The organism is Acaryochloris marina S15, from assembly GCF_018336915.1.
GTDB lineage: Bacteria > Cyanobacteriota > Cyanobacteriia > Thermosynechococcales > Thermosynechococcaceae > Acaryochloris > Acaryochloris marina_A.
This window is the reverse complement of the sequence record NZ_CP064923.1, coordinates 1,749,473-1,774,654: the sequence shown is the minus strand read 5'-3', so window position 1 is coordinate 1,774,654 and position 25,182 is coordinate 1,749,473. Positions and strand designations below refer to the sequence as shown.

The following is a 25,182-nucleotide window of genomic DNA, read 5'->3' as shown; positions in this document are numbered from 1 at the left end:
CACAGCTAGAGGAACTAGCCAAACCGATAATGTTTGCGCACGGCACTTTGAATCTTCCAGGTACAAGACATTCCAGCTGGGAAAGTCACCAAATCCCCTTTGGCCATCGTCACGGGTTCACCGTCATCAGGGGTCACCACAACGTCGCCTTGTAAGAAATAGCAAGTTTCCGACTCATCATAGGTCCACGGAAATTCTGATGCTTCTTTGGACCAAATCGGCCAATTCAGCACCCGCAACTCTTGCAGGCGTTCCACACTAGGCTGACTTTCGACCTGAATTTGCGTCTGTTGCTCCGTATTCATTTACATTTCCCTTCAAACATCTCACCAAAGCAGCTTAACATTCTGATTTAGTCAGATAGGCCACCCCCTCAGCTAGATAAGAGGAAGCGCTTTCTGGGAAGAATACCCTGGGAAAACTTGGTTGAGGTGCTTCGATTCAATGCCCATTCCTTTCGTGAGCAGCGGTGCGATCGCAGCTCTAAAATCCGTCGTAATCGCCAAATCTCGCCCCTGATAGCGCTGAGATTCAGCCAGCCCCGGCCACTCGCCATAGACCTTGCCCCCTTGAACCTGTCCTCCCAACACCCACAGAACATTGCCATGGCCATGATCCGTACCACCATTGCCATTTTCGGCCACCGTGCGGCCAAATTCAGACATCACCACAATAGTGGTGTCATCAAAGGTGTTTCCCAGTTCCGCTTTCAGTTGGTTCAATCCCTGCCCCAAGGGCTTCAGCAGCCGTGCAAGACGCCCCTGGGTGGACCCTTGATTGACATGAGTATCCCAGCCCCCTAGAGAAACAAAGGCAATTTGGGTCTCAGCATTTCCACTCAACAGTTGAGCAATGCGACGACCATTCGTCTTGAGGCTAGAAGGCCCTGGTGCTCCCCTAGAAGCCTTCATCATTTCCGTATTCAGTTCAGCCTTAAGAATCTCTCTCGCTTCTAAACCTTCCTGATAGGCACGACCCAGATTGGTATCACCTTCATATAAGCGATCAAAGGCAGATTGAATCGGCGGTCGATCCAAAGGCAAAGGCCGAATGGCCTGTCGCCCAAAGGCTAAATTCGCAACTGATTTTGACCCCGACAAAATTAAGGGAGTCTGATTGCCCAGGTTCAGCGCTTGGGTCGGTCGGCCTGCAGGCAAATGGGCTAATACCCGATTTAACCAGCCATCTCCCTGTTTTTTATTCCCCGGTGTTCCCAGCTCCATATAGTCTTGAGCATCAAAATGGGAACGCGTCGGATCTGGCGATCCACAAGCCTGTACAAAGGCCAGCTGCTTCGACTGCCACAGGGGCATCAAATCTGCCAAAGCCGGATGCAAGCCAAACTGTCCATCCAAATTAAGGGCCGCTCCTTTCCCCTCACCCGGTTTCGATATGGCTAAGGTAGGACGCGCATCATAATATCCCGCCTCTCGATAGGGAACGACCACATTAAGGCCATCGACGGCTCCCCGCAATAGAATCACAATCAGCTTGGGTTGCCGTCCGGAAGAACTTTGGGAATAAACCGGTTGCTTCCCTAACCAACCCAGCCCCATTGCGGTCACACCAGAGGCAGTTGCATACTGTAAAAATTGTCGACGTCTCATCATTAGTTCCTATTCTCAGGGATGTCAATCCGTTCAAAATCGATTTAGCGATACATCATTTCAGGGCTTCCTAGCATCAATGCCGCCCGCAGATTGCGAGGACTGCCGTCAATCACAGATTGCGTTTGTGCAGAAAAACGGTTTCCTAAAGTCTGCTCCAGTGGGTCTAGTTGCACAGGCGTCTTTTGCCGTCCATATCCCCGAGCAAATGCAGTTGCTAAACTGATTCGACGAATGGTGGTATCCGGGTTGAGCCAAGCCGATTCAGTGTTGGCATAACCGTTAGGGGTTTGGCATTCATACAGCGGCATACTGAACTGCCGCAGCGCTCCAGCCACCAAGCGCGGTTTCACAGTAGGACGCCCCGTTGCTCTAGCCATTGCAATCAGGTATTCATAGGGAGTTTTAAATTTCTGTCCATAGTACTGAGGATCATTAAACTCTTCACTCTCAAACAAAGTTTCTAAAACGGATCGAATATTGCCATCGGTTGCCAGGAATCGTTGAGCCAAACGATCCACTAAAGCTGGAGGAGGCGTATCCGCCACAAAATACTGAGCTAACTTATAGCTAATATGTTGGGCCGTTGCCGGATGGGTCGCCAGTATATCCAGCAACGCTTCCCCTTCTGCTATACCTTGTCCCTGAATGGGCTGTCCCAGAAATGTTTTACGGCTATTGTCATGGCGTCTGGCATCAAAGACAAACGCCTGTTTAGCATGTAATCTCTGGCGACCTCGGGGTAACCCCCATCCGGTTAAAACTTTTGCCGCTGACACCACATCAGTCTGAGAATACCCGCCCTTAACCCCCATCGTATGGAGTTCCAACAACTCCCGAGCATAATTCTCGTTTAATCCCTTAAACCGACCACGGGCTCCAGGACTATTAGGGGCAGTATTCTGCCAATTATCGAGGTAAAACAACATAGCAGGATGCTGGGCTGTTGCCCCCAATAAATCTCGAAAAGAGCCGAAAACATAGGGGCGAATCGCCTCTTGCTCATAGACACCGACCCATAACCGGGTTCTGCCTTTTTTGGCGGATACGTTGAAGTGATTGAACCAGAAGTTCACCATCACTTCTTCCAGTTGATTCGGACTAGAAATCGCCCGCACCAGCCGGGCTTCAGACGCCTCACGAAAGGGAATACGGGATCGACGTCGGCGCTGCTTGCGTTCTTGAGAGCTAAGTTTAGGTTTTCCCTTACCCGGTCGCCGAAAACCATATTGCCGCTCTAGCTGCATCGGTGTGAGCAACAAGGTTGGATATTGCTTCAATTCAAGTGAATCTCTACGAGGTGAAAGCTGTTCCTGAATATAATCATCAATCCCTACAGCCTGAACATGTTGAAGATCCCCTGGGCTGGAGCCAAAACTAAGACGATTGATGACATGGACCCTATCAGCCTCCACAGAGGCAGCCAGCACGGGTTCCCCGGTGGTACTCCTCATCCAAATCCCGAATACCAGCATGAGGCAAAGGAAAACGTTAAAAATTTTGCCGGAAAATTTCGCCATATCGAATGATGTCTTTGAACCTAATTCTTAGACAGAACTTATGTGAATTAGGTTCAAAGACAACACCACCAATATTTTGTTTCTGGCCGCAATCATCCGATCAATATCAGCCCATCAGTTGAGAATAGGCAATATCCCCATTAGAGCTTTGTCCAGGCAAATTTGGGCAACCCCAGTATGGCTACGGTGTACACACAAGTCTGAATTAGACTGTAGTGAAGTCGTATAGAGCATCCTCATAGATATGGAAAATCCTATTTTGGTGCACGAAGAACTGATTAATGGAACTACCTTTGGCGACCTTCGTTTGCTCAAAAGGGGGCTTCATTATTCGATGCCATTCATCACCATCAGAGCGTAAGCATCCGTCAAATCAGCCAAGGTCGCGCAGAGCAAGTGGGCTTCTATCGCTTCTTAGAGAATGAAAACGTGTCCATATCTGAGTTGGTCAAAAGCCTCTGTGACCACTGCCAGCAACAAGTCAAAGGACGACACGTTTTAGCCGTCAGTGATACAAGTGAGGTCAACTTACAATCTCATTCAGGACGCTTAAAGCTAGAAGAGTTGGGTGTTGTCGGCAATGATCGCGATGTGGGCTTTTTTATTCACCCGACCCTCGCCTTAGATGCAGGGACTGGTTTCCCGTTAGGATTGAGTGCACTTCAACTGTGGACTCGGGACCCGAATCGTCCAACCGTCAAAGATAGAGGAGGATATCAAAACCTGCCGATTGAGGAGAAAGAATCCTTCAAATGGTTAGCATCTGCTGAGCGAAGTCAACACTGTCTGAAGACAGGAGGGGCTAGCCTGGTCACTCATATCGGTGACCGAGAATCGGACTTATATGAAGAGTGGGCAACGGTTCCCGATGCATTCAATCATCTCCTAGTCAGGGTTCGTCAAGACCGTCGTCTGCTAGGTCAATCCAAATCACTCTATGGATATCTCAAATCACGGTGGGGGATTGGATTTACCACGATTACGATTGAGTACGAATCCCGTACTCAGCGGATGGCTAGAGATGCAAAGCTACTGATCCGCTGTGCTCCAGTCAAAATTCAACGACCTGAACATTTGAAGGAATTGGACTATCCACCGAGTATTCAACTGTATGCCATCGAAGCGGTAGAACAGACAACGCCCAAAGGTCAGAACCCGATTCATTGGCGCTTATTGACCACTCACACGGTGGAATCCCTTGAGCAAGCGCTACAAATTCTGGAATGGTACAAATTCAGGTGGAGAATTGAGCGGCTTTTCGCGCAACTCAAGAAGACGGGGTTAGATCTTGAATCGACGCAACTCGAATCGGGTGAAGCAATTCAGCGCCTCACCGTCTTAGCCTTATCGGTTGCGATTGCGACATTGCAAATGGTGGAAGGACGAGACGAGCCACAATGGCCTGCATCTATCACTTTTACCGATGAACAGCAGCAATACCTGAAACAAATTGCCCCCACAGTCCAAGGTAAAACTACAAAGCTACAAAATCCTTATCCGATTAACTCCTTGGCCTGGGCAACTTGGATTGTTGCCCGCCTGGGTGGATGGAAGGGGTATCAGTCTCAAAGACCTCCAGGCACAGCAACGCTAACCCATGGCCTAAAACGGTTTGAGACGATGTTCTTTGCATGGGAAATAGCTCAAAACCGACTTATGTGTACACCGTAGCCCCAGTATGGTTATGAAGTTAAACTCTAACGGCTTCAAAAAGAGAAGCAAAATTTTGATAGAGCACTTTTTCCACGTCTGCAGGTGCCATTGGTTTAGCAAACAAGTAGCCTTGAGCATATTCACATCCCAAGGTTCTCAGGCGGTTGGCCTGCTCTACGGTCTCTACCCCTTCAGCAACCACGTCGATGTTCAAGCTATGGGCCAGCTGCACTACAGCTTGAATAATCTCTGATTCCGTGCCAGAGGTATCAATGGTTTCGACAAAGGATCGATCGATCTTGAGATTATCGACCGGTAGTTGATGGAGATAACTTAAAGAGGCATACCCCGTGCCAAAGTCATCCATACTCAGTTGAATCCCTAAACCTTTAATTTGCCGCAGCATTGACGCCGCATATTCTACGTTGTTAAAGACCATCGTCTCGGTAATTTCTAGCTTTAAACCCGAGGGGTCAAGCTGTGTTTCGGCCAAGGTTCCTCGGATTGCATCCAGCAAATCCAACTGATCCAGCTGCCGGGCCGATAAGTTAACATGCATACTCAAAGGCAAATTGGTTTGGCTGCGCCACTGCTGGATCTGCTCGCAGGCTTCCCTCAAGATCCAGGCACCAATGGGAATAATTAAGCCACTATCTTCTGCGATCGCAATAAATTGACCAGGAGACAACAACCCTAATGTTGGATGTTGCCATCGCACTAACGCTTCAAAGGCCTGCAGCGAACCGTCCGCTAAGGAAATGATGGGTTGGTAGCAAACCCGTAACTCATTTTGCCAGACAGCCCGGGACAGATCATGCTCCAACTGCATTCGGGTCAGAGATTGCAAATGCATCGTCTGGTGAAAAATGGCATAATTCTCTGTGCCATGACTTTTGGCATATTCCAATGCCGTACAAGCATCACGGATCAAGTCTTCAGGTTGTTGATACAGAGCCGAGCCCATGGCAATCCCCATATCAAACTGGATATGAATGTCTTGGGAGTGAATTGCGTAGGGGGCCAAAAGATGGCGCTGAATTTTTTCGGTGATTTTTCGAGTCTCTTGCTCACCATCAACCGGCCGCAGGAGAACCACAAAATCATCTCCGCCGAAACGAGCCGCAATATCATCTGGCCTTAGAAGCTCAGACAGTCGTTGCGCAACCATCATCAAAAGCTGGTCACCCGCCCATAATCCTAAGCGAGTATTGATGGCCTTAAAGTGCTTAATATCAATGTAGAGAAGCGCAAAAGAGCACTCTGGCTGAGTTTTAGTCTGGGATAGAGCATCCACCAATCGCAGTCGAATAAAAGACTGGTTGGGTAATTCCGTGAGCCAATCATAAAAAATACTATGGCGTAGCTGCTCAGCGGCTCGTTTACGTTCAGCACTTTGGGCCAGAGCATTTTCTCGACCTTGCTGAATTAAAACTGACTTTTCTGTGTAAGTAGTTTGGGATAAAGCAATGAGTATGATTCTTTGATCCCCCAGGCCCAGGGCCGATGCCTCCAGGGGAATGTCAGAACCCGACTGATCCACTTCAACCCACAAACCAGATTTTAGAACTTGTTCTCGCCCAGTTTGCCAGAACTGAGCAGCATCTTCCAAAAAATAAGTCAGAAAAGGGAATGCATCCGCTAGATGAATCACCGCCGTTGGCTCTTGATCAGTCCCCATTAAAGACAGATACCATGACGGAAGATTACCAATCACCTGAAAAGACTGATCACCTTGGTCTTCCAGAACTAAAATCTCGAGAGCCGATAATACCTTTGCTAAAGCAGCCTGTGACATAGTTCAACTATCCGCATGCCTTCTGGCACCATTCTTTCTGGGACCACTATTCCGGTTGCATGCATCCCACACTTCTGCCATGACTTGGACGGCAACCTCAATGGGGAGCCTTTCTAAGGTACTGCTATGGTGAAATTTAAGGCTGATTGCCAGTTGTTTACGCAAGACTGACACTTCATCAGGAACATCAGGTTGGAAATCAGACTGGAAAACAGTTTCATTTTCCATAGGTTTTAAAGATACTCTATTCAGGTTTTCCCTAGTGTTCCCCAGTTGACCCCTCTTTTTTGCGATGGAGGCCAAATTCTACGTTCTATTCAATTGAGTCAAAGCAAAATTTGAGTCTTTTGGCTATCAATCGCTCATTCCTACTCCCGCTCAAGGCACAGCCAAACCCTACAAATTGTCTCCAATTAGAGATTAAGCACTCGACAGAGTTCTATAATTGACGGCGGTCAATCTGCTGAGGTTTGGCATACTCCCCCGGATTATAGAGGTCTATAAATGTTAAAAGCTGTTGTAAAAATTGCAGTCCTAGTGGCTGTATTGTGGTTCGGGGTTCTCCCCCCAGATCTTGCCCATGCCCAGATGAGAATGGCCCCCTTATCCAAAGAAGCCATTAAGAATGTGCCTGAACTCCGTAAAACCAAGATCTGTGAAGGCTGTGATTTAGCCGGTGCCACAATACGGAGTTTCGAACTACAAGACGGCAATTTGAAGGATTCTAATTTGAAGAATGCCACGATCCAATTCAGCGATCTAACAAATGCCAATTTAGAGGGAGTAAACCTCACCAGTGCTCGTATCGAAGACACAATCTTAACGGGGGCGAATTTCTCTAAAGCAGATTTTTCTGTGGCCAACTTAAACGGTTGCGACTTTAGTGGTGTCAATCTACAGGGGGCAATTCTTCGTGCTGCAACCCTAAACAAGACCAATTTTGCCAATGCGGATCTACGAGGGGCCATGCTGCGAGCTGCAAACTTGAATGGCGCAAATCTTGATGGGGCAAATCTTGATGGAGCCAACATCTGTAATACTGTCATGCCTGATGGAACCCTCAGTTTTCGCAATTGTCGCCCCGCGGAATAATGATATTGGAGATATCTCTCCTCTTATCCTTTGATGTTGAATGGGTATACGCTTAACAACTGAAACAATTGCATCAAACACATCACACTCCAGGGTTTGCATTCTGGAGTTTTTTTGTGCAGTTTTTAGCAAATTTCGATAGAAGAATTAAAACTTGGCAAGTTTATTGGAACAATCAAGATTTTATAGATAGTATTTTCTAGAGGGGGAGTTAAATAATCAGCATCTTCATACACTCATTCAACCTAATTTTGATTAAGATGATGATCATTTAATCTGGTGGTCCATAATATGTGGACCCGACCAGTTAAAGTCGCCTGCTCTTTTCATTAGAATATCCCCAACAATGATCCGCATTCTTCTAGTTGATGATCAGAAAGTAATCCGTCAAGGGCTCAAAGCCTTATTGGAATCTGAATCTGACTTACAGATTGTAGGACTGGCCGAAAATGGCAAAATAGGTGTGTCAATGGCAGAGCAACTTCAACCTGATGTCGTTTTGGTTGATATGTATATGCCTGTCATGGATGGTGCTGCTGCCACAGAGATTATTTGTCAGCGCTGTCCTAATACGAAGGTTTTACTGTTGAGCAGTGCAGATGATGATAAATGCATTGCGGATGCCTTACGCGCAGGAGCAATGGGATATCTGCTCAAAAATGCGTCTTCAGAAGAAGTCGCCAATGCGATTCGCTCTGTCCATAAGGGGTATACCCAGCTGAGTCCTGGCCTCTTAAAAAAAGTAATGAATCGCAACCCCACCACAACAGAAGCTGCAACCCCCTCTTCAGACCTTACCCTTGTGGAAAAGCGGTTGCTACGAATTCTGAAAGAATCCGATTCAATCGATATTGCCACAATCGACGCATTTAAAAGCCTGATCTCTTCTCCAGCTGACGCGAAGAAACTGTTACCGCACCTGAAGCAAAAATTGGAGCGACAACCGGATCATGTTCTCGCTTACTATATTTTGGGAATCTTACTGTACGAGTACCAACATCAGGCCAAAGTCGCTCTAAACTGCTGGCGCAAAGGATTTAAGCAAGCGTTGTCACAAGGGATTTCTCTAGAAGGATTATTACTCTTTTGTCAGTCCATTTCTTTAATCAGCCCCGATGAGGCTTATATCGGCATAAAGCAGGTTCTAGACAGCCATGGAAAACATGTACCTGCCTCCACTCTAGGAGCAATGGCAGAACGAGTGTTTGGCCCTAAATCTGAGTGCACTCAAGTTCTAACAATTGCGTGGCAAATTAGACAGATGAACACTTTACTTGATGAACATTACCCCTTAAAGTCAAAGCTTGACGACTTAAATATTAGGTTTGCAATGCCTGGAAGTAAAAAACAAGTTTATAGCCTTTGAGGAGAAGGGTTTTGAGTGCAATTGATCAACTGGAGAAAGAATTAGAGAGTTTGCGAAGTCGGTTTAGTCAAGCTTTTCAGGTATTGGATGGCTTTTCTGAACTGCAAACTCATTTTGAGCAACTCACCCAAACCCAGCAAGAATTAGAACAATCTCTGAGCCAAGCTAAAAACTCCTTGGAGGAGGCTTCGGTACCGTCACAATTACAAGAACAATATGTAGAGTTAGAATCGCAATTCGACACAAAATATGCCCAATTACAATCAGAAATTTTAGACTTAAGGCATAGTTTTGAAGCCACAACCTATGACCTACAAGAGCAGCTTCATCACGATCGTAGTCAACTCCAACAATTAGAACAAACAACAACTCCAGCCCCTGGTGCAGATACCAACAAGCTGGACTGGCTCGAAAATTCCATGCAGGACTTGAGCAACTTAATTTACGCCGACCGTTCTGCCCTGCAGCATTTAGATCGACGCCTCAACCACGTCAAGCGAGTTACCGACATCATCACGATTGTGGGTGCTAGCGGCTTCTTCGTGATGACCATTATTATGGTGGTGACTCGTTAGTCAGGGTTTTAGTGGTGATTAGCCAACTCCCACAACTTCTACAGAAGCGCTTTTAATTGCGAAGATTTTTTCGACAATATCAGACACAACTTTGTCAGGTGTTGAGGCTCCTGACGTAATCCCAATGGCAAGGGGACCCTTCGGCAACCAATTTTCCGTGACCGTCAGATCAGCATTAAGGGGTTTATGTTCAACCCGATTGCCTGGGCCAATGCGTTCGACACTATCAATGTGATAGGACGGAATGTTTTTATCAATAGAGATCTCTTGGAGATGGGTCGTATTGGATGAATTAAAGCCACCAATCACTACCATTAAATCCAAGGGTTCATCGACCAATTGAAAAATTGCATCTTGACGTTCTTGGGTAGCATCACAAATGGTGTTGAAACTGAGGAAATGCTCGTTGACCTTGGCAGGACCATACTTACGCATGACAGTACGTTCAAAAAGCTTACCAATTTGCTCAGTTTCACCTTTAAGCATCGTCGTTTGGTTGGCAATACCGACCCGCTCTAAATCTGTTTCTGGGTCAAACCCAGGTGAGTGAGCGTTGGCGAACTTCGCCATAAAATCTGCACGCTGTTGTTCCCGTTCAGACGGCGTTTCTCCTGGATTCAAGATATAGTCCGCCACATATTCTGCTTCTTCCAGGTTGAGTAAGACTAAATAGGTCCCCGCAAAGGAGCTCGTGGCAACCGTCTCTTCATGCTTATACTTGCCATGAATAATCGAAGTATAAGACCCTTTTTTATGTTTTTCGACAGAGTTCCAAACCTTCGATACCCACGGACAGGTGGTATCCATGATGGTGCAGCCTTTATCATTAAGCAACTGCATTTCCTGAACACTGGCACCAAAGGCCGGCAGGATCACTACATCATTTTTGGCAACCACTGTAAAGTCTTTCTGGCCGTCGGGTTGGACCGGAATAAACTCTACTTTCATATCCCGTAAGTTCTTATTAACCGAAGGGTTATGAATAATTTCGTTGGTAATCCAGATTCGCTCTTTGGGAAACTGGCGACGAGTTTCATAGGCCAAGGCAATGGCCCGCTCCACCCCCCAGCAGAATCCAAATGCTTCGGCTAAGTGAATGGTAACGTCACCCTGCTCAAGGCGATACCCATTATTTCGAATTTGTTGGATGAGCTGGCTATTGTACTCAGACTGCAGCAAGTTCGTCACTTCTTCTTCGTGACCAAATCCCTTCCGATGATACTGCTCAGATTTATGCAGCGTTCGCTTAAAGGCTTTTGTATCCATGAATGTATTCCTGCATCTACGGGGGAAAGCCCTTCAGATGAGTCCCCAAGAGGACTATAAGACACTGAAAGAGACCAATTCAATCTTGCTGCAACAAGGCAACTCTTTCATCATACTGGGAACAGATCACCTATACACAGTCGGCCTGGGAGTAAAAGCCTATTCTTTCCCTCATGACATGGCCAGTATGACTAATGGCACCTTCTAATAGGGATGCCTTCATACCCCAGAGATCAAGAGAGCCAGCCAGCAGCAACCTCTGCATACCATCACTTACCAAGGTAGCTTGCTACCATCCCAGGAAAAGAACTGGCCGCTGTCTTCTTTGTTCACTCCGTCAAGAACGGCCAACAGCTGAGTAACAGTCCGATCGACAGAAAATAATTTTTCGGGTGGGACGTTCCGCTGAAAGGGTTTTGAGAGTTGGGTGTCTGTGGTGCCTGGATGCAGGGTCACCACAATGGTTTGGGGACTGCGGCGCCGATACTCAATTGAGGCGGTTCGCATCAACATATTCAAGGCTGCTTTGGAAGCACGGTAACCGTACCAGCCGCCTAAATGGTTATCGCCAATACTGCCAATCTTGGCAGAGATCGTGGCAAAGATACTTCGATCATCATGCTTGAGCAACGGTAAGAGATGTTTGGCCCACAGGGCCGCCCCGATGCTATTGACTTGGAAATATCGCATTAACTGTTCAGAATTGAGCTGCCGCAATCCTTTTTCAGGCTGTAGATCTCCTGCATGGAGAATGCCCACACAGTTAATCACCCACTGAAGCAGATTACCCTCAGTTTGAATCTGATCACAGCAAGCTGCAATTTGCACTTCTTGAGTAATATCAACGGCGATGCAGGATATTCGCTCTGGATGTTGCGCTGCCAGAGCCAGCAATCCTACGGCGGAGTCTTTAGAGCGATAGGTGGCATAGATTGTCTTAATTTGTGGCTGTTGCAACAGGTGGTGAACAAAGCCCAAGCCAATACCTTGACTGGCCCCAATCACCAGGGCATTGGACTCATTCATACCAACGGGGGGCTAACGACAGGAAGCTGGCTACTAACATCCGGACAGGTCTGATTGGCAAAATCACAGCGATACAAATGGGGCTTTTGCCAGCTTAACGGAATTTCCAGTAGATCGCGGGTGCCCGTGATCCCTTGTCCCAGGAAGAGTAAAGTTGCCAGACAGTTGAGGAGGATATGGATTCGTCGCAATACTTGGGTGCGATCGCGATAAATATCTTGCACCATGGCCAAAGACACAATCATCAGTACCGTGGCAATCAGTCCATAGTAAAAATGAGACACAAACCATTCATCATCCCGGCGAAATACCCCATCTTGGAACCCCAGGACAATCACCCCCAGACTCGTTAATCCAGCGAAGGTTGCTCGCCAATACCAGGGCTTAGCCCGATAGAGCAGGATAAGAGAACCAATTGTGGCCAGGAACATGCCCAAGATAAATACCACCTGAAAAGGGTTGGTAGTCCACAGCTTCGTTTCCAAAATCTTGCCACCAATGGGATGGGCCAAGCCCAATAGGGCTAAACTCACCACAGATCCAGTCAGCCAACGCCCCAGCTGCACATGTTCGGGTCCCACTGTAGGGGGGATTTTGCTTTTCCCCGGAGACGTCTTCAGTCGTCGGCGACGGGTCAAAATCGATCGGTTCAAAACCATTCCAATCAGTGGGAAGACCACAACCACAGCCAAAACAGGGTGCAGCAACAGAATTACATCATCAAGGGTCATAATTTGCTCCAATACTATCGGTCCGAAATCCGGCCGGTTTTCGAAATAAGGGTTGAGAGAATTAGGTTTTGGAAACTTCTACCGGGCTGATCTTCATTTGTCGATCAAACAGAATCCGGGGGGTGAAGAAGCTTTTCACTAATAAGTAGAGGGATTGCAGCTCTCCAGGAGCCTGGGGGCTTTTCCACTGACCGGGGCGACAGAACAGCATTTCTACTAGCCTGCGGTATTGGGGAGTTGTCACCTCCGCAAATTTCAGTTGAACAATCGGGTAATCATCTTCCCGCTGCTGAATCTGGGTGATGACCGCCTGTAAACATAAGTTCTCTTCCTGGATCTCAATTTGGATCGACTCTCCAAAATAATGTCTGGGCAATCCAGCTTGGGTCAAGGCAATTTCTGCACCGCCTTCCGAAATCATGGTGGTAATGCCCCATAGCTTGAGGTCACCTAAGGTGAGTCGGACCGTACGTCGCAAATCGAACCATTCGTAGAGATCGGGTTTAGGGGCATCCAACAAAATTAATAGGGCCACTCCCAGAACAATTAGGTTGTAGGTACTCCAAAGCCAACCCAGTTCGATGCCTTTTATTTGCAACGCCACTTCCGGATCAACCGTCGTTGACCAAGCTCCCTTGACCATACACATGCCCAGGTTACGCCAGAGGCTAACGGCGGTGAAGAAAAACAACACCACTAAAGGAGAGGCTAATTTCCAGTTAAAGGTATAGCGATTACTAGAGACCCCTTTGGGAGTTACCTTAAAGCCTTTGGAAAAGGGATTGAATAGGGTTTGTAAGACCGTGAGGGCCACCGGGAAGCATTGGGACACCGCATAAATATCGGAGATTAGAGCCGAGCGACTACGCTGATTCAGCCAAGAGAAGGTGAGGAGCTGCACCAAATAGTAGGGCACAAAGAAATACAGCATTTCTTGAGTCGTCGCCCGCCAAGGAATAACGCCAAAGAAGGCATAGGCCAGGGGCATGAGTAGAAACCCAACCCTAGACACACTGGTGAACCACTGCAGTAAGCCATCCAGATGGGCCAGGCGCTGAATCAACTTGAGTCCTCTAATTCTGAGGGGATTGGCTTCGATAAAGAAGGCCTGTAAGGTGCCCCTAGCCCAGCGCAGTCGCTGAGTGATATGGGCCGACATATTCTCTGCGGATAACCCCGCACTCAGACTCTCACCTAAGAAGATAACGCGCTTGCCTCTAGCAGAGAGGCGAACCCCGGTGAAGTAGTCTTCGCTCAAGGTCCCTGTGGCAAAGCCGCCCGCCTCGGCTAAGGCACTACGGCGAGCCACAAAGGAACTGCCGTAGCATAGGGCTGTTTCCACCCCATCCCGTAAGGGCTGGTAGTAGCGGGAAAAGATCTCGACTTCTTGAGGCAGAATATTTTCCAGGCCAATATTGCGAGCGACTGGATCGGGATTAAAAAAGCTTTGGTGGGTTTGCAGCAGGGCAATGCTGTTGTTCTGAAAGAAGCCCACAGTGCGTCGGAGAAAGTTTTGGGTGGGCACAAAGTCTGCGTCAAAGACCGTGAGCAATTCACCCGACGTGAAATTCAGAGCATGATTCAAGTTCCCGGCTTTGGCATGGAGATTATCGGGACGGATAATGTATTCACACCCTAGCTCTGTAGCTAAGGCTTTGATTTCAGGTCGCCGAGTATCATCCAACAGGTAGACGGTCTTGCGGGGATAATCCATGGCCTGACAACCAATAATGGTTCGCTTCAGAATAAAGCTGGGCTCGTCATAGGTAGGAATCATCACATCTACCGTGGGCAGATAGTCCCCATCGAGAACGGCAACTTCATTTAAGTCCGCTTCGCCCAGCCGATTGGTCGAGCGAGACACGAGAATAAGCTGAATAATATTGGTGACGATGGTAATAATTTCTAAGGTCAGCAGACCGATACTAAAGATGCTGTTAAATGTATCTGAAAGATTGAGGGTCCAGAAAATACGCCAAACCATATACTGCACAATCAACAGCAGTAATGACGTACCCACGACTAAGCGAGACCAAGGTCGAGGCGAGGACGATACCTGCATAACAACGAGGACAGCCACCAGCAAAAGCACGGAAGGCACTGCCAGATAATTCCCTGCGGCGACGGGGACAGCGAGCCAAAGGGGCGGATTGGCAAAGAGCAGCTCCACCTGCTTGTAAATGGCTGTGACTCGATCTTCCCGGATAAACCACAGGCTCACCCCCAGCCCAGTGGCTAGAAAAATTCCCAGCATGGAGAATAGGGTGAGCCGAATCCGTCGAATAAATAGATGGGGAGATTGGGCAGATTTCTGGGGAGGGGTAGGTAAATTTCGGAGGGGCGGCTTCGTAACAGTCATACAAACTTCCTTCACAATGGCCATAGCTGATACGGGCAGCCTTGCGTTTTATCCGCTCCTGCTTAGGGGGGGACTATTTAGGAGCGGGCGCAAGGCTGTTTGTACTTTAATCGAGGAGAATTCCCCGACGCGATGACCCAGAAACCAAGGATGGGTGAGCGATACACACCACTGGATGTGACTCCCATCACGTCTGTTGCGAAGTGAAACGGAATAGGCTCTTGAAATCAGGCAAACCAGAGCTGGCAATAGGTGAAACGGCGTTATCAAGACTTCCTCGATAGAGACTGGCAAGAATGGTAGAAAAAACAGTTTTTTTCTCAGAAATTAGCCCCTCAGATCAGAAGGTTAATTTTTGGGGGCCGCCCCAGGCCCATCAGCAGCGTCAGGTGCTTGTCCTGTCCATCCCCTATGCAGATCAAATCTTTGGTGCCCTGCATAACAAGTATCGGCACTGGCCAAACGTAACAATGGCAGCTGTGATACAAGATTGGGCAGATATGGCTGGATGGTGGGAGGCAGAGGGTAGCTGTGCGATCGCACCCGACGATACGGCAGTATTAAGTGATTGGCTTGCCAGTCTGCGGGTAGAAGAGATTGACTGCGATCAGCCCTCACCAGCGGAACTAATGGCTTGTATCCAAGCCTTGCAATCCTTTCTATATCGCCACTGGGTCCAAGGAGAGCTGGTTTATATTGAGCATCATTAGGGTCTTAAAAAAGATCCAGTTTCTCCACGTCATGTCGTTCTCTCTGATGGACTTAGGCCAGCTCCTTAGACAGTAGCCAATATCGGAGACCACTCCCCACCGGAAGATCCGTATGAATCTGCTGAAAGCCAAGATGTTCGTAGAGGGCAACATTGTTAGGGTTTTCTGTTCTTAGGAGACAAGCTGAGTACCCCTGGCACCGCATAGTATCCAGTGCAGATTGGATCATCTGCTTGCCAATACCGCGGCCAACAGAGTTAGGATGAACGCCGACAACCCAAAGATAGGCAAAGTGTTGAGGCGCTTTTGCCTTCAGGGCATGTTCGCAGGCTGCCTCATGAATCTGCAACCGTTTAAAGGCAGATAAACCAATCAGGAAAGGGGCCAAAATCAGCCCACTTCGTACCATTTGGGACAACTGAAAGGGGACATATTGACCTGAAACCCATAACAATGATCCTCCTCCTTCTGGAGCAACCTCAACCCCGCCATAGCGAAGGCACCAACGGATCATGGGCAGAAAGAGTTTTGTTGTGTGTTGTGCTCGTGTTGTGGCATTTGGCATTAGGTAGGCCATGAAGGGGTCTTGGGAAAAGGATTGCCCCAGCATTGCAGCAACAGTCTTTTGTTGAGCAACGGTTAATACGCCCACAGGGTCATTAAACATATTTCTCTCCAAAGCTTTTAGTTGAGAACAATGAATGGAAATGCAGAACGGCAGCCACTCATCTTGCTTCTATGAGCAGCCGAATTTCTCCTTCACAACGTCCTTAATCCCTGACTTAGTGAAGCTTCAGGGGTATAGACTTTGCAGAAAGACATTTATGAAATATGAGCATCACTCACTTTTTAAATATATGAGTATTGCTCATATATTGTCAAGATAAAGCTGAAAAATTGGCACAGAAAATGTTTGGAGCTGGTAAATGCAGCCCCACTCAGACGCTAAATTGGGTGAATATTTCTAGTCAGTATGCTGGACATCCTCAACCCAGCATGGTGTTCAAACAACTGTCTGCCAGAGATCCTCTTGGGCAGATTATTCAGAGTTACCCATATGGATCAATTCAATACCTATCGAAAAGGCAATGTAACATGCCTAACGCCCAGATATAGCCAATATCAGTTCAAGAACAACCCATTCTTGAATTGAATCGATGAAGGGAACAAGAGAGCAGGCAGCAATAGGATGAAGACTTCAGTCTATCTCAAACCCAGACCAAACAACACCATCTTGTCAGCAACACATTTCCTGGAGTGGAGACTATGCGTTACTTTACTGTTCAATTTTGATAGAGGGTTAGATGACCAAAGCCATATCACGCATCAAAGTCAGACGGCTTTGAATATAAGCTTTAACCGTGTCTAATTCATCATCAGTCAGCTCTTGCCGTTCTGCCAACTGCTGACTTAACTGATCAACCAAAGCATGATCAGTTAATCCTAAAAGTTGACCTTGGGGGAAGGTGTCAACCAACTTCCAGACTTGATTTAGAAGAACTGGGGACATTGTTCTTAACTTTGTGTATTAAAGGATGAATTGAAAACTATAATCGGCATTTTTGGAAAAGTAGACTGTTTTCTTTGTAACGAAGTGAACACTCCATCACCAGAAGTTAGTTAACTCTCCTTATCCAGACTAAACGGTTCACGATCCCTCTGAAGTAGTTGTCATATTTATTCCTAAAAACAACGGTTCTAGGTTAATGTTTCTTGATTAACAGACCATAGCCTGCAAAATTCTACTGCGCTAGAAACCTGACTATAAGTGCTTTCCAGCTTCTTGCACCAAATAGCATCAGGAAGGATGAATTAACGTTCTCTTCTCATAAATGCAACACAAGTTGTCAAGATAGACAGCGTTCGAGACATTCAATCTCACAAACCGCATTCCATCTCCATAAGACAAGTAATTGCGATTAAGCTAACAGCTAGATCAAAGTGCCACCGTTTTCAAGGGTATAAGGACAAAACCTTTTGGGCATCTCCAGAGTATTGAAGAAAATGCCCAAAAGGAGAGTCTCACTCGTCATACAGCAAGAGGATGGTATTCCTCAGATTCAGCCATTTCTCGAATCAGCAGCAAATGGGAGTCGAGGTATTTCTCAATGCTTTTATGGTCTTCTGCATTCAATCGACAACGATGCTCAATATGCTCTAGCAGCCACGATGCTAGACGGATATCATCCCATCCGATCAGGGCATAGGTCGGCAATTCTTCAATCAATTGCCAGAGGTCATGGAGCAGGGCAGGAGACAACACAATAAAATACCAAGCGAGTTAGATATGCATAAATTTGGTCATTGGACATTTACTTAAGTTTTTCTTTAGATTTATGCTGAACTGATCCTAACGCTGGCTTCTGATGTCGTTGGCAAAAGACACACATCTTTACAAGGCAAATTGAGGATTAATGCTGCTATAGCGATATTTTCTGTGGTAGGTCATTCTCCTATCCCTGTTCAGGCCAGTAGCTTAGAGCGTAGGACTGCACTAATCGTTTCGTCTCATCTAGCAAACGCTGTCGACAATCAGGGGGTTGGCTTCGAGACAACCACAAAAACGTGCCAATACTTTTGACGATGACCATAGCGATCACCTGATAGTGATCAGTGTCTAACCCAGGGAAATGCTGAGACAAAAAATCAGCCGTTGCATCAATGATCTCAACATCAGCCGCCTCTTCAATCGCTGCAAGTTCTGGTACGGTTGCCTGCATCTGCATATAGATGGCTTGATAGCCAGGATAATCCGCAAAGAATTGATCATTGGTATCCACCACTAGCGCTAAAACATCCGAGAAGGGAAGTAATGCAATTTCAGGACCCATCGCCAATATTTTCTGGCTGTGCAGGGCTGTATAGCGAGCTGCAAGAGCCTGAACAATCGCGGCTTTGTCAGGGAAAAACTGGTAGAGAGAGCCGATCGGGACCTCGGCTTTGGCTGCGATCGCATTCGTCGTTACCGCATTACAGCCCTCAGCAATAAACATTTCTTCTGCAACATCCAGAATCTTATTGACCCGCTCTCGACTACGGGCTTGCTTAGGCTGGCGGTGCATCCCAGGGATTGGATCTACTTTTTTAGCCATTCATTTTTTAGCCTTCATTGCAGAAATACGAATATTACTCACATTACGCTTGACAAAACATGAGCACTACTCATAAAAACATCATAAACCGTCCCATGACTCAAAATTTTAAGAGAGCCGACTATGCTGATGATTAAGGAACTGGTTAGCAGCCAAAAGGTCTGGGTCAATCAAATGAATCGGGAATAGACTAATAGGGTAAGGATGAAAGCCATTCTAATCCTTATTGGCAGGGCATCAGATGGGTCACTTGTGTATTTCTATTGGTTGGGTTGAAGACGATTCTCCCTCATCCCCAATGAGCGAATTGAATCAAATTCCTATCCCTACCTTGGAAGTAGATGAGTCGTCTCTGGGGCGTACACTGGACACTCTAGAGCAGCAGACTATCACGATTGGTCAACAGATGATGCGTCATTTATTATGCCTTCATTGGGATCTTCTCGACCAACAGCAGGTCGATGAGTACTGTGCTCAATTTGATTCCGATATTGTGGAGTTTGATGGCTACGCCAGTCAAAAGATTGCCTGTCGCTTGGGTATTTTGCACTTACAACGGCAAGTATGTTTCAATCTGCAGACTGACAAACACCTCATGCCCGGGAACGACCTATTACCCGAGCACCATGGAACGATTATTACTAGAACGCTGCAAGAGTGGGCCTGCTTATTCCCGCAAGACTTACCTTTCCGAACCGTCGAGCGGTTACTGAGCTGGCAAACCCAACAGCCCAAAGTGATTTCTAGAAGTGAAGTGAGCGTCCTAGTACAGCGTCAAGCTAAAAGATTAGGGTAGGTAACAATGGTGGCAGTATTGCAGTCAGACCGAGAAAACACCTATCCCTATGCCGAAAAAATATATTGTCCGACTGAGTGAAGATGAGCAGAACCATCTGCAAGCCGTCATCAAAAAGCTCAAGGGCAGCAGCCAAAAAGTACGACGTGCTCAAATTCTTTTGAAAGCAAATGCCGACGGGCCAAATTGGACCGATGAACGCATTTCAGATGCTTATTCTTGTCGAGTTAAAACAGTTGAGAACATCCGTAAACGTCTTGTAGAGAGAGGATTTGAGAAAACCCTTAACGGTGCCCAACGTGTCAGAGCACCTCGCAGTAAGTTACTCGATGGTGAGCAGGAAGCTCAAGTCATTGCCATGCGATTAGGCAGCCCTCCTAAAGGCTACGGGAATTGGTCATTGCGCTTGCTGGCCCGCAAAGTTGTGGAACTGGGTATCGTAGAATCTGTCAGCCATGAAACGGTTCGTCAGACTCTGAAAAAAACGGGATGACCAACCGCAAGATTGAGTACTGGGTGATTCCGCCTGAAGCAGATGGAGAGTTCGTTGCTCAGATGGAAGAAGTGCTGGAAGTGTATGCTCAGTCTTATGACCCAAGTTGTCCGGTGATTTGTATGGACGAACAGCCTGTCCAACTCCACAAAGAAATCAAGTGCCCTATTCCAGCCACCGCTCAACACCCTAAGCGGGTTGATTATGAGTACGAGCGTGCAGGTACCGCCAATATCTTCATGTTTAGCGAACCTTTAGCGGGGTGGCGACAAGCAACTGTTCGTGAGCGGCGAACAAAAATCGATTGGGCCAGTGAAGTCGCAGTCTTAATGGAAGGACGCTATGCACAATGCCCACAAGTCATACTCACCTGTGACAATCTCAACACCCATACCAAAGGGGCTTTCTATGAGGTGTTCGAGCCTGAGCGTGCCCGGCGGTTCGTTCAACGCATCCACTTTTGCTACACCCCTAAGCATGGCAGTTGGCTGAACGTGGCCGAAAACGAACTGAGTGCAATGACTCGACAGTGTATTGATAGGAGGCGCTTTGGGACGATTGAAACTCTAAAAGATGAAGTTCAAGCATGGCCGATTGATGTGAACCACTCGCAACGCGGTGTGGATTGGCAAATGAACATTGAAGATGCCAGGTGTAAGCTCACTTCTATCTACCCTAAAATTAAATATTGACGATGCACTAGTGAAACGGCATGGCGACATAATCCGAGCTGTCGAAGCTAAGGAAGTGGAGCAATGGAAGGACCAAAGTGACTTGAGCAAGTTCCAGGTCAATCTCATTGATGCTAAAGCGCCTCGTCATCGAGCCGCATGGCCAATCGAATTGACGGCTGCAGTGGAGCAAGCTCTAGCCAACCCCAATCCTAAAGCGCCTGAAGGGGTCACCCATCAGGATTGGCAACGGGTTCTGCAAGCCCGCAATAATGAAGCAGCCTACTGGTCAGCCGAAAAGCTCAGATGTTTGGGGCCTGAAATTCAGCCAGGACAGACCATCGCGGCAACGGATGACATCTTAGTTCGTCAGCCCCAGGCGAGTAAGTGGTTGACGATGCGGGTAGCCCGGATTGCGACGACCAAGGGGTGTCGTTATTTGAGTGGGACTGGCTCACGGGTGCTTAGACAACTTTCACTGATGCTATTCTTCTGTGCTGGATTAGATGACTGGGTGACACTTTTAGGAGATGGCGCTGAGTGGCTACGCAATTATTTCGAGACCGATCTAAGCCCGTTTACTCACAAAGAGCTGCTCCTCGACTGGTATCATCTTCGTCGAAAATGTGCCGATTTTTCGAGAATGATTTGCTTGACTCGTGAAGAGAAAAAAGCACTCAAAAGGAAGCTAAACTCTTCTCTATAGATAGGGCGAATAGGCCCTGTTATTAAAGCTTTAGAAGCCTGCCGACCTCTTACCAAGAACGAAAGCAAACTCCAAGAATTAATTGACTATCTCAAGGCTCGAAAACCCTATATCGTCAATTACAATGAGCGTCGTCTCCAACGACAATATATGGGTAGTGCTCATGCAGAGAAAGCTTGTGATTTGATTGTGGCCAAACGACAGAAGAACCGAGGGATGCATTGGTCAGAAGCCACTGCTGATGCTCTTGCTGCCATGAAGACGGTTATGTTAAATCAGGTATGAGATCTCTACTGGGTTGACCAGCAAATTCTGCCTCTCGCTACAACCCCTTAACCCAGACCTTTTAGTCGCTAACAGTTCCGTTAGCAGTTCTTGTAACTCAGCAGAGCCTATATCTGAGTCAGAGATTTCAACCCGAAAAGATTGAAAATTCTATTTTGGCGAAGATGTTAAATTTTTTAAGACAGACAGGGCCTTATCTTGCAGTAGTTTAATGGCGTTGATTAGGCCGGAGTCTGTTCCGTTGAGGTCTGCCCCACTCAGGTCTGCTCCGTTGAAGTCTGTCCCATTGAGGTAGGCACGGCTGAGGTTTGCCCCACTTAGGTCTGCCCCGATGAAGTCTGCATCAATGAGGTCTGCCCCACTCAGGTCTGCCCCACTCAGATCTGCCCCACTTAGGTCTGCATCTGTGAGGTAGGCCCCATTGAGTTTTGCCTCTTTGAGGTTTGCCTTTATCAGTTTTGCTCGGAGGAGTTTTGCCCCGGTGAGTTCTGCCCCAATGAAGTTAGCCCCATTGAGTTTTGCACTGCTGAGGCTTGCATAGTTGAGTTTTGCATGGCTGAGGTCTGCCCGCCTGAGTTTTGCCCCAGTGAGGTTTGCACGGTTTAGTTCTGCTCCAGTGAAGTCTACCTCGATGAGGTTTGCACCACTCAGGTCTACAAAATTTAGTTTTGCCCCGTTTAGTTTTGCCCCCTTTAGGTTGATCTCAACACCTTGATTATTCTTACGCCATTGATTCCAATCGTCAGAACCACGCAGTAAAATCTTCAGTAAATCAAAATTCTCAGAATCAATCCCGATCGCAGTTGTACCCATGTCTTATAACCCTCAGTAGCGATTTGTCAGCATTGACTCTCAATACTCAATAGTAAACCCCATCCACGACAGGTATCTCTAGCCTCTTCGTTCATCGTAAAAATCACCACAAAAATATCCCATGACCTCAGAGGCCAGGGGTTTGAAACGCTATTTTAAGATTGTCATGGAGCAACGGCTTATGGCAGGAAGTAATCTGCGTTTCAAATGGGTTCATTGAAGCAATAGCAAAGCCCATCCGGTGCCACAACAAAGAACACCTGGAATCTTTTCCCATCCCGTTCATCCACTCGCCAGTTCCCAATCTCCACGCCCTTTGACTCCAACTCTGCTTTGATGCCCTGAATATTAGCAACCCGGATTGCAGCACCCTCTTGAGAGGCATCTCCACCATTGATGGCAAAACCGATTTGCACATCATCTCTTTCTAAAATAACGGTGGGATTGGGTTGAGCCTTACGCTCCACCTCTACCATGTCAAAGGCTTGAGCATACCAGTCAGCAGTGGCATCAAGATCGACCACTGGCAAGGCCAACACATCCCCTTGAAATGGAAATGCGGCTTCAAATTTGGGTTGGTTAAACACTGAGAATCACCTTCGTTTATTTTTCGGCAACTGCATCGAGCGGACTTAAATAAATCCAATCGATAACTGTTTAGGACTGCGGTCTTTGTCGACAAGATTGGCGAGTGTCAATCCCAATAGCCTCACTGCCTGTTGTTCATCGATATGGGTTCGTAGCAACTCATTGCCTAACGTTAAAATTTCATCCACCTCATATAAGGGATTGTCTACCGTCCGACTGCGGGTGATTTGTTGGTAATTGGCATACTTTACTTTCAGAGTCAGGGTATAGCCAGACCGTTGATTTTCAGCTAATCGTAGGTGTACTAGGGTTGCGATCGCATCCAGTTCTTCCATCAAAACGGACAGCCCAGAGATATCCGGAAAGAAACTGCGTTCCGCTCCAATGGACTTGCGAATCCGATTAGCAATCACCGGGCGATCATCCTTCCCCCTGGCAATGCCGTAATAATAGTGGCCCACCTTACCAAACTGGCGCACCAACGCAGGCTCGGACCACTGGCGTAACTCTGCTCCCGTTTGAATGTCCAGTTGGTGCATTTTAGCGGCGGTCACCTTACCAATGCCATGAAACTTTTCAATGGGGAGCTGCTGGACAAAGGTTTCGGCCTGGTCCGGGGCCACCAAAGCAAGGCCGTTGGGTTTCTCCAATCCCGACGCCATCTTGGCTAGAAATTTATTGACTGATATCCCAGCCGAAGCCGTTAAGTGGGTTTCTTGATGGATCAAATGCTTAATTTCTCGGGCAATCGCCATTGCTGAGTCTATTTGGGGCTTATTTTCTGTCACATCCAGATAGGCTTCATCTAGGGAGACGGGTTCCACCAGATCTGTAAATTGATGAAAGATGGTGCGAATCTGGCTTGAGACCTGGCGGTAAACCTCAAAGCGGGGTGCAATAAAAATTAAATCCTTACATTTAGTGGCAGCCACTCGCGACGGCGTAGCGGAGAAAATACCGTATTTCCTAGCTTCATAACTGGCAGCGGCCACTGCACCTCGCTGCTCCGGGCGTCCGCCAACAACGACAGGCTTGCCGCGCAGGTGAGGATTGTCTCGCTGCTCAACAGAAGCGAAAAAGGCATCCATATCGATGTGCAGGATCTTACGCATCGTCTTTAGCTAGAAGCTACAGCATTGGCTCAATACATTCAGGTCGATCCACCGTCGGACTGTTGACCAGAGTGGACACGGGCAGAGCCGACAGACCTTGGACTAAATCAGGATCGAACAGGTGAAACAGATAACTCGGCGTTTGAATATCAAAGTCTAACCACACCTTATAGTTATCGGGTGAAATAATCACCGGCATCCGCTGATGAACCGGGGCAACCACTTCATTGGGCTGGGTCGTCAGGATAATGCAGGTTTCAATATCATGCCAAGATTCCCACAGTCCGGCAAAAGCAAAGGGCTGCTGCATGCGCAAGTAATAGGGTTGCTTGGTACTTTTATCTACCTTTTGCCATTCATAAAAGCCGCTCGCTGGAATCAAACAGCGACGATATTTGATGGCCGATCGAAACGAGGGCTTTTCATGGGCCGTTTCACACCGGGCATTAATGAGATTGTTACCAATACTCGGATCCTTCGCCCAACCGGGAATGAGTCCCCATTGCATTAGCCGAAATTCACGAGGCTGATGCTGCAACTGTCGAATCACAGCGATGGGCTGGCTGGGAGCAATATTGTAGCGAGGGGGGAAAGGGGGAACGTTTTGGAGACCAAAAGCAGTGGCGATCTCATCTGGGGTTGCCGTCAGGGCAAATCGACCACACATAACTACTCCACCTCCAAAGAATGTTCAACAAGGTAACGACCGGCAGCCAAAGCCATCAGATGACTTTCATAATACTCACCATCCGTATAGGCTTGCCGTTCTGGGGTAATCACCCAACATTGATACCCCCCATCCAGGGTAAAAGACACACCCACAAGCCAATCGCCTGTGAACCCAATTAATTCAGAAAGAGTCTCCATCGCAGCCTCCCGTGCTGGAGGTAAATTTTTACCCTGGTGCCAAGTTGACACACAAGTAG

29 protein-coding genes are annotated in these 25,182 nt (G+C 47.5%); 11 read left to right on the top strand and 18 right to left on the bottom strand.

The annotated features are described in order from the left end of the window. Positions 1-14: 14 nt before the first annotated feature. The 3 genes from I1H34_RS08810 to I1H34_RS08800 all read right to left on the bottom strand — a co-directional run bounded on the left by I1H34_RS08810 (position 15) and on the right by I1H34_RS08800 (position 3,127). Positions 15-305 (bottom strand): cupin domain-containing protein, encoded by a 291-nt coding sequence (locus tag I1H34_RS08810; protein ID WP_212665273.1) that lies wholly within the window; start codon positions 303-305, stop codon positions 15-17. A gap of 72 nt (positions 306-377) precedes the next feature. Further along, the gene (locus I1H34_RS08805) at positions 378-1,607 is read right to left on the bottom strand and encodes a DUF1501 domain-containing protein (protein ID WP_212666203.1); all 1,230 of its coding nucleotides are present in this window, start codon (positions 1,605-1,607) and stop codon (positions 378-380) included. A 44-nt stretch (positions 1,608-1,651) separates the two neighbouring features. Beyond that, the gene (locus I1H34_RS08800) at positions 1,652-3,127 is read right to left on the bottom strand and encodes a DUF1800 domain-containing protein (RefSeq protein ID WP_212665272.1); all 1,476 of its coding nucleotides are present in this window, start codon (positions 3,125-3,127) and stop codon (positions 1,652-1,654) included. 339 nt (positions 3,128-3,466) lie between these two features. Here I1H34_RS08800 and I1H34_RS08795 point away from each other — a divergent pair, with 339 nt between their 5' ends. After that, complete coding sequence (locus I1H34_RS08795) at positions 3,467-4,798, top strand: IS4 family transposase (RefSeq protein WP_212661620.1); 1,332 nt, start codon at positions 3,467-3,469, stop codon at positions 4,796-4,798. Between the two features lie 19 nt (positions 4,799-4,817). Here the strand turns inward: I1H34_RS08795 and I1H34_RS08790 are convergent, their stop codons facing one another. Both I1H34_RS08790 and I1H34_RS08785 read right to left on the bottom strand, forming a co-directional pair. Then, entirely contained in the window at positions 4,818-6,575 is a 1,758-nt protein-coding gene (locus I1H34_RS08790; protein ID WP_212665271.1) for a putative bifunctional diguanylate cyclase/phosphodiesterase, read from the bottom strand. 3 nt (positions 6,576-6,578) lie between these two features. Further along, positions 6,579-6,803 (bottom strand): hypothetical protein, encoded by a 225-nt coding sequence (locus I1H34_RS08785; protein WP_212665270.1) that lies wholly within the window; start codon positions 6,801-6,803, stop codon positions 6,579-6,581. A 276-nt stretch (positions 6,804-7,079) separates the two neighbouring features. Between I1H34_RS08785 and I1H34_RS08780 the strand changes: the two genes are divergently transcribed. The 3 genes from I1H34_RS08780 (at position 7,080) to I1H34_RS08770 (ending at position 9,608) form a co-directional block, all read left to right on the top strand. Further along, positions 7,080-7,667 (top strand): pentapeptide repeat-containing protein, encoded by a 588-nt coding sequence (locus I1H34_RS08780; RefSeq protein WP_212665269.1) that lies wholly within the window; start codon positions 7,080-7,082, stop codon positions 7,665-7,667. 346 nt (positions 7,668-8,013) lie between these two features. Beyond that, complete coding sequence (locus tag I1H34_RS08775; RefSeq protein ID WP_212665268.1) at positions 8,014-9,033, top strand: response regulator; 1,020 nt, start codon at positions 8,014-8,016, stop codon at positions 9,031-9,033. An 11-nt stretch (positions 9,034-9,044) separates the two neighbouring features. Further along, on the top strand, positions 9,045-9,608 hold the full coding sequence (locus I1H34_RS08770) for an AAA family ATPase (RefSeq protein ID WP_212665267.1): 564 nt from the start codon (positions 9,045-9,047) through the stop codon (positions 9,606-9,608). A gap of 18 nt (positions 9,609-9,626) precedes the next feature. Here I1H34_RS08770 and I1H34_RS08765 read toward each other — a convergent pair whose 3' ends face one another. Beyond that, positions 9,627-10,874 carry a 4-hydroxy-3-methylbut-2-enyl diphosphate reductase gene (locus I1H34_RS08765; RefSeq protein WP_212665266.1) on the bottom strand — a complete coding sequence of 416 codons (1,248 nt, stop codon included), beginning with the start codon at positions 10,872-10,874 and terminating at the stop codon, positions 9,627-9,629. On the opposite strand from I1H34_RS08765, the gene I1H34_RS08760 reads away from it, so the two are divergent. Then, on the top strand, positions 10,873-11,082 hold the full coding sequence (locus I1H34_RS08760; protein WP_212665265.1) for a hypothetical protein: 210 nt from the start codon (positions 10,873-10,875) through the stop codon (positions 11,080-11,082). The genes I1H34_RS08765 and I1H34_RS08760 overlap by 2 nt on opposite strands. Before the next feature lie 65 nt (positions 11,083-11,147). Here the strand turns inward: I1H34_RS08760 and I1H34_RS08755 are convergent, their stop codons facing one another. The 3 genes from I1H34_RS08755 to I1H34_RS08745 form a co-directional block, all read right to left on the bottom strand. After that, positions 11,148-11,900: an SDR family NAD(P)-dependent oxidoreductase gene (locus I1H34_RS08755; protein WP_212665264.1), complete on the bottom strand. Its 753-nt coding sequence runs from the start codon at positions 11,898-11,900 to the stop codon at positions 11,148-11,150. Next, positions 11,897-12,631, bottom strand: a complete 735-nt coding sequence (locus tag I1H34_RS08750) for a DUF4079 domain-containing protein (protein ID WP_212665263.1) — start codon at positions 12,629-12,631, stop codon at positions 11,897-11,899. The genes I1H34_RS08755 and I1H34_RS08750 overlap by 4 nt, the downstream gene beginning before the upstream one ends. Before the next feature lie 61 nt (positions 12,632-12,692). Further along, the gene (locus I1H34_RS08745; protein ID WP_212665262.1) at positions 12,693-14,990 is read right to left on the bottom strand and encodes a glycosyltransferase family 2 protein; all 2,298 of its coding nucleotides are present in this window, start codon (positions 14,988-14,990) and stop codon (positions 12,693-12,695) included. Positions 14,991-15,286: 296 nt separating this feature from the next. Here I1H34_RS08745 and I1H34_RS08740 point away from each other — a divergent pair, with 296 nt between their 5' ends. Then, a complete protein-coding gene (locus tag I1H34_RS08740; protein ID WP_212665261.1) occupies positions 15,287-15,700 on the top strand; it encodes a hypothetical protein in 414 nt (137 codons plus the stop codon). 52 nt (positions 15,701-15,752) lie between these two features. On the opposite strand, the gene I1H34_RS08735 is transcribed toward I1H34_RS08740, so the two are convergent. From I1H34_RS08735 to I1H34_RS08720, 4 genes are all read right to left on the bottom strand, one after another. Then, positions 15,753-16,367 (bottom strand): GNAT family N-acetyltransferase, encoded by a 615-nt coding sequence (locus I1H34_RS08735; protein ID WP_212665260.1) that lies wholly within the window; start codon positions 16,365-16,367, stop codon positions 15,753-15,755. A gap of 633 nt (positions 16,368-17,000) precedes the next feature. After that, positions 17,001-17,210, bottom strand: coding sequence for a hypothetical protein (locus tag I1H34_RS08730; protein WP_212665259.1), 210 nt, complete (start codon positions 17,208-17,210; stop codon positions 17,001-17,003). A 519-nt stretch (positions 17,211-17,729) separates the two neighbouring features. Next, positions 17,730-17,963 (bottom strand): hypothetical protein, encoded by a 234-nt coding sequence (locus I1H34_RS08725; protein WP_212665258.1) that lies wholly within the window; start codon positions 17,961-17,963, stop codon positions 17,730-17,732. A gap of 190 nt (positions 17,964-18,153) precedes the next feature. Further along, positions 18,154-18,792 carry a TetR/AcrR family transcriptional regulator gene (locus tag I1H34_RS08720; protein ID WP_212665257.1) on the bottom strand — a complete coding sequence of 213 codons (639 nt, stop codon included), beginning with the start codon at positions 18,790-18,792 and terminating at the stop codon, positions 18,154-18,156. A 298-nt stretch (positions 18,793-19,090) separates the two neighbouring features. Here I1H34_RS08720 and I1H34_RS08715 point away from each other — a divergent pair, with 298 nt between their 5' ends. The 5 genes from I1H34_RS08715 to I1H34_RS32735 all read left to right on the top strand — a co-directional run bounded on the left by I1H34_RS08715 (position 19,091) and on the right by I1H34_RS32735 (position 21,743). Continuing rightward, positions 19,091-19,588 carry a hypothetical protein gene (locus I1H34_RS08715; RefSeq protein WP_212665256.1) on the top strand — a complete coding sequence of 166 codons (498 nt, stop codon included), beginning with the start codon at positions 19,091-19,093 and terminating at the stop codon, positions 19,586-19,588. Between the two features lie 49 nt (positions 19,589-19,637). Continuing rightward, positions 19,638-20,081: a helix-turn-helix domain-containing protein gene (locus tag I1H34_RS08710; protein ID WP_212665255.1), complete on the top strand. Its 444-nt coding sequence runs from the start codon at positions 19,638-19,640 to the stop codon at positions 20,079-20,081. Further along, the gene (locus tag I1H34_RS08705; protein WP_212663775.1) at positions 20,078-20,773 is read left to right on the top strand and encodes an IS630 family transposase; all 696 of its coding nucleotides are present in this window, start codon (positions 20,078-20,080) and stop codon (positions 20,771-20,773) included. The genes I1H34_RS08710 and I1H34_RS08705 overlap by 4 nt, the downstream gene beginning before the upstream one ends. Beyond that, positions 20,727-21,458, top strand: a complete 732-nt coding sequence (locus I1H34_RS08700; RefSeq protein ID WP_212665254.1) for a hypothetical protein — start codon at positions 20,727-20,729, stop codon at positions 21,456-21,458. Before I1H34_RS08705 ends, I1H34_RS08700 begins: the two co-directional genes overlap by 47 nt. 150 nt (positions 21,459-21,608) lie before the next feature. Then, a complete protein-coding gene (locus I1H34_RS32735; RefSeq protein WP_283250057.1) occupies positions 21,609-21,743 on the top strand; it encodes a hypothetical protein in 135 nt (44 codons plus the stop codon). Positions 21,744-21,893: 150 nt separating this feature from the next. Here the strand turns inward: I1H34_RS32735 and I1H34_RS08695 are convergent, their stop codons facing one another. From I1H34_RS08695 to I1H34_RS08675, 5 genes are all read right to left on the bottom strand, one after another. Then, positions 21,894-22,556 carry a pentapeptide repeat-containing protein gene (locus I1H34_RS08695; protein WP_212665253.1) on the bottom strand — a complete coding sequence of 221 codons (663 nt, stop codon included), beginning with the start codon at positions 22,554-22,556 and terminating at the stop codon, positions 21,894-21,896. Between the two features lie 203 nt (positions 22,557-22,759). After that, a complete protein-coding gene (locus I1H34_RS08690; protein WP_212665252.1) occupies positions 22,760-23,143 on the bottom strand; it encodes a VOC family protein in 384 nt (127 codons plus the stop codon). Between the two features lie 45 nt (positions 23,144-23,188). Then, entirely contained in the window at positions 23,189-24,256 is a 1,068-nt protein-coding gene (dinB, locus tag I1H34_RS08685) for a DNA polymerase IV (RefSeq protein ID WP_212665251.1), read from the bottom strand. A gap of 16 nt (positions 24,257-24,272) precedes the next feature. Next, positions 24,273-24,923 carry an SOS response-associated peptidase gene (locus I1H34_RS08680; protein WP_212665250.1) on the bottom strand — a complete coding sequence of 217 codons (651 nt, stop codon included), beginning with the start codon at positions 24,921-24,923 and terminating at the stop codon, positions 24,273-24,275. A gap of 2 nt (positions 24,924-24,925) precedes the next feature. Then, on the bottom strand, positions 24,926-25,174 hold the full coding sequence (locus I1H34_RS08675) for a hypothetical protein (RefSeq protein WP_235107878.1): 249 nt from the start codon (positions 25,172-25,174) through the stop codon (positions 24,926-24,928). Between the last annotated feature and the right edge of the window lie 8 nt (positions 25,175-25,182).

Coding starts and splice junctions, on each gene's coding strand:
- I1H34_RS08810 (WP_212665273.1), bottom strand. CDS start 305: ATGAATACGGAGCAACAGACGCAAATTCAGGTCGAAAGTCAGCCTAGT.
- I1H34_RS08805 (WP_212666203.1), bottom strand. CDS start 1,607: ATGAGACGTCGACAATTTTTACAGTATGCAACTGCCTCTGGTGTGACC.
- I1H34_RS08800 (WP_212665272.1), bottom strand. CDS start 3,127: ATGGCGAAATTTTCCGGCAAAATTTTTAACGTTTTCCTTTGCCTCATG.
- I1H34_RS08790 (WP_212665271.1), bottom strand. CDS start 6,575: ATGTCACAGGCTGCTTTAGCAAAGGTATTATCGGCTCTCGAGATTTTA.
- I1H34_RS08785 (WP_212665270.1), bottom strand. CDS start 6,803: ATGGAAAATGAAACTGTTTTCCAGTCTGATTTCCAACCTGATGTTCCT.
- I1H34_RS08780 (WP_212665269.1), top strand. CDS start 7,080: ATGTTAAAAGCTGTTGTAAAAATTGCAGTCCTAGTGGCTGTATTGTGG.
- I1H34_RS08775 (WP_212665268.1), top strand. CDS start 8,014: ATGATCCGCATTCTTCTAGTTGATGATCAGAAAGTAATCCGTCAAGGG.
- I1H34_RS08760 (WP_212665265.1), top strand. CDS start 10,873: ATGAATGTATTCCTGCATCTACGGGGGAAAGCCCTTCAGATGAGTCCC.
- I1H34_RS08765 (WP_212665266.1), bottom strand. CDS start 10,874: ATGGATACAAAAGCCTTTAAGCGAACGCTGCATAAATCTGAGCAGTAT.
- I1H34_RS08755 (WP_212665264.1), bottom strand. CDS start 11,900: ATGAATGAGTCCAATGCCCTGGTGATTGGGGCCAGTCAAGGTATTGGC.
- I1H34_RS08750 (WP_212665263.1), bottom strand. CDS start 12,631: ATGACCCTTGATGATGTAATTCTGTTGCTGCACCCTGTTTTGGCTGTG.
- I1H34_RS08745 (WP_212665262.1), bottom strand. CDS start 14,990: ATGACTGTTACGAAGCCGCCCCTCCGAAATTTACCTACCCCTCCCCAG.
- I1H34_RS08740 (WP_212665261.1), top strand. CDS start 15,287: ATGGTAGAAAAAACAGTTTTTTTCTCAGAAATTAGCCCCTCAGATCAG.
- I1H34_RS08735 (WP_212665260.1), bottom strand. CDS start 16,367: ATGTTTAATGACCCTGTGGGCGTATTAACCGTTGCTCAACAAAAGACT.
- I1H34_RS08730 (WP_212665259.1), bottom strand. CDS start 17,210: ATGTCCCCAGTTCTTCTAAATCAAGTCTGGAAGTTGGTTGACACCTTC.
- I1H34_RS08720 (WP_212665257.1), bottom strand. CDS start 18,792: ATGGCTAAAAAAGTAGATCCAATCCCTGGGATGCACCGCCAGCCTAAG.
- I1H34_RS08715 (WP_212665256.1), top strand. CDS start 19,091: ATGAGCGAATTGAATCAAATTCCTATCCCTACCTTGGAAGTAGATGAG.
- I1H34_RS08710 (WP_212665255.1), top strand. CDS start 19,638: ATGCCGAAAAAATATATTGTCCGACTGAGTGAAGATGAGCAGAACCAT.
- I1H34_RS08705 (WP_212663775.1), top strand. CDS start 20,078: ATGACCAACCGCAAGATTGAGTACTGGGTGATTCCGCCTGAAGCAGAT.
- I1H34_RS08700 (WP_212665254.1), top strand. CDS start 20,727: ATGCCAGGTGTAAGCTCACTTCTATCTACCCTAAAATTAAATATTGAC.
- I1H34_RS32735 (WP_283250057.1), top strand. CDS start 21,609: ATGGGTAGTGCTCATGCAGAGAAAGCTTGTGATTTGATTGTGGCCAAA.
- I1H34_RS08695 (WP_212665253.1), bottom strand. CDS start 22,556: ATGGGTACAACTGCGATCGGGATTGATTCTGAGAATTTTGATTTACTG.
- dinB (WP_212665251.1), bottom strand. CDS start 24,256: ATGCGTAAGATCCTGCACATCGATATGGATGCCTTTTTCGCTTCTGTT.
- I1H34_RS08680 (WP_212665250.1), bottom strand. CDS start 24,923: ATGTGTGGTCGATTTGCCCTGACGGCAACCCCAGATGAGATCGCCACT.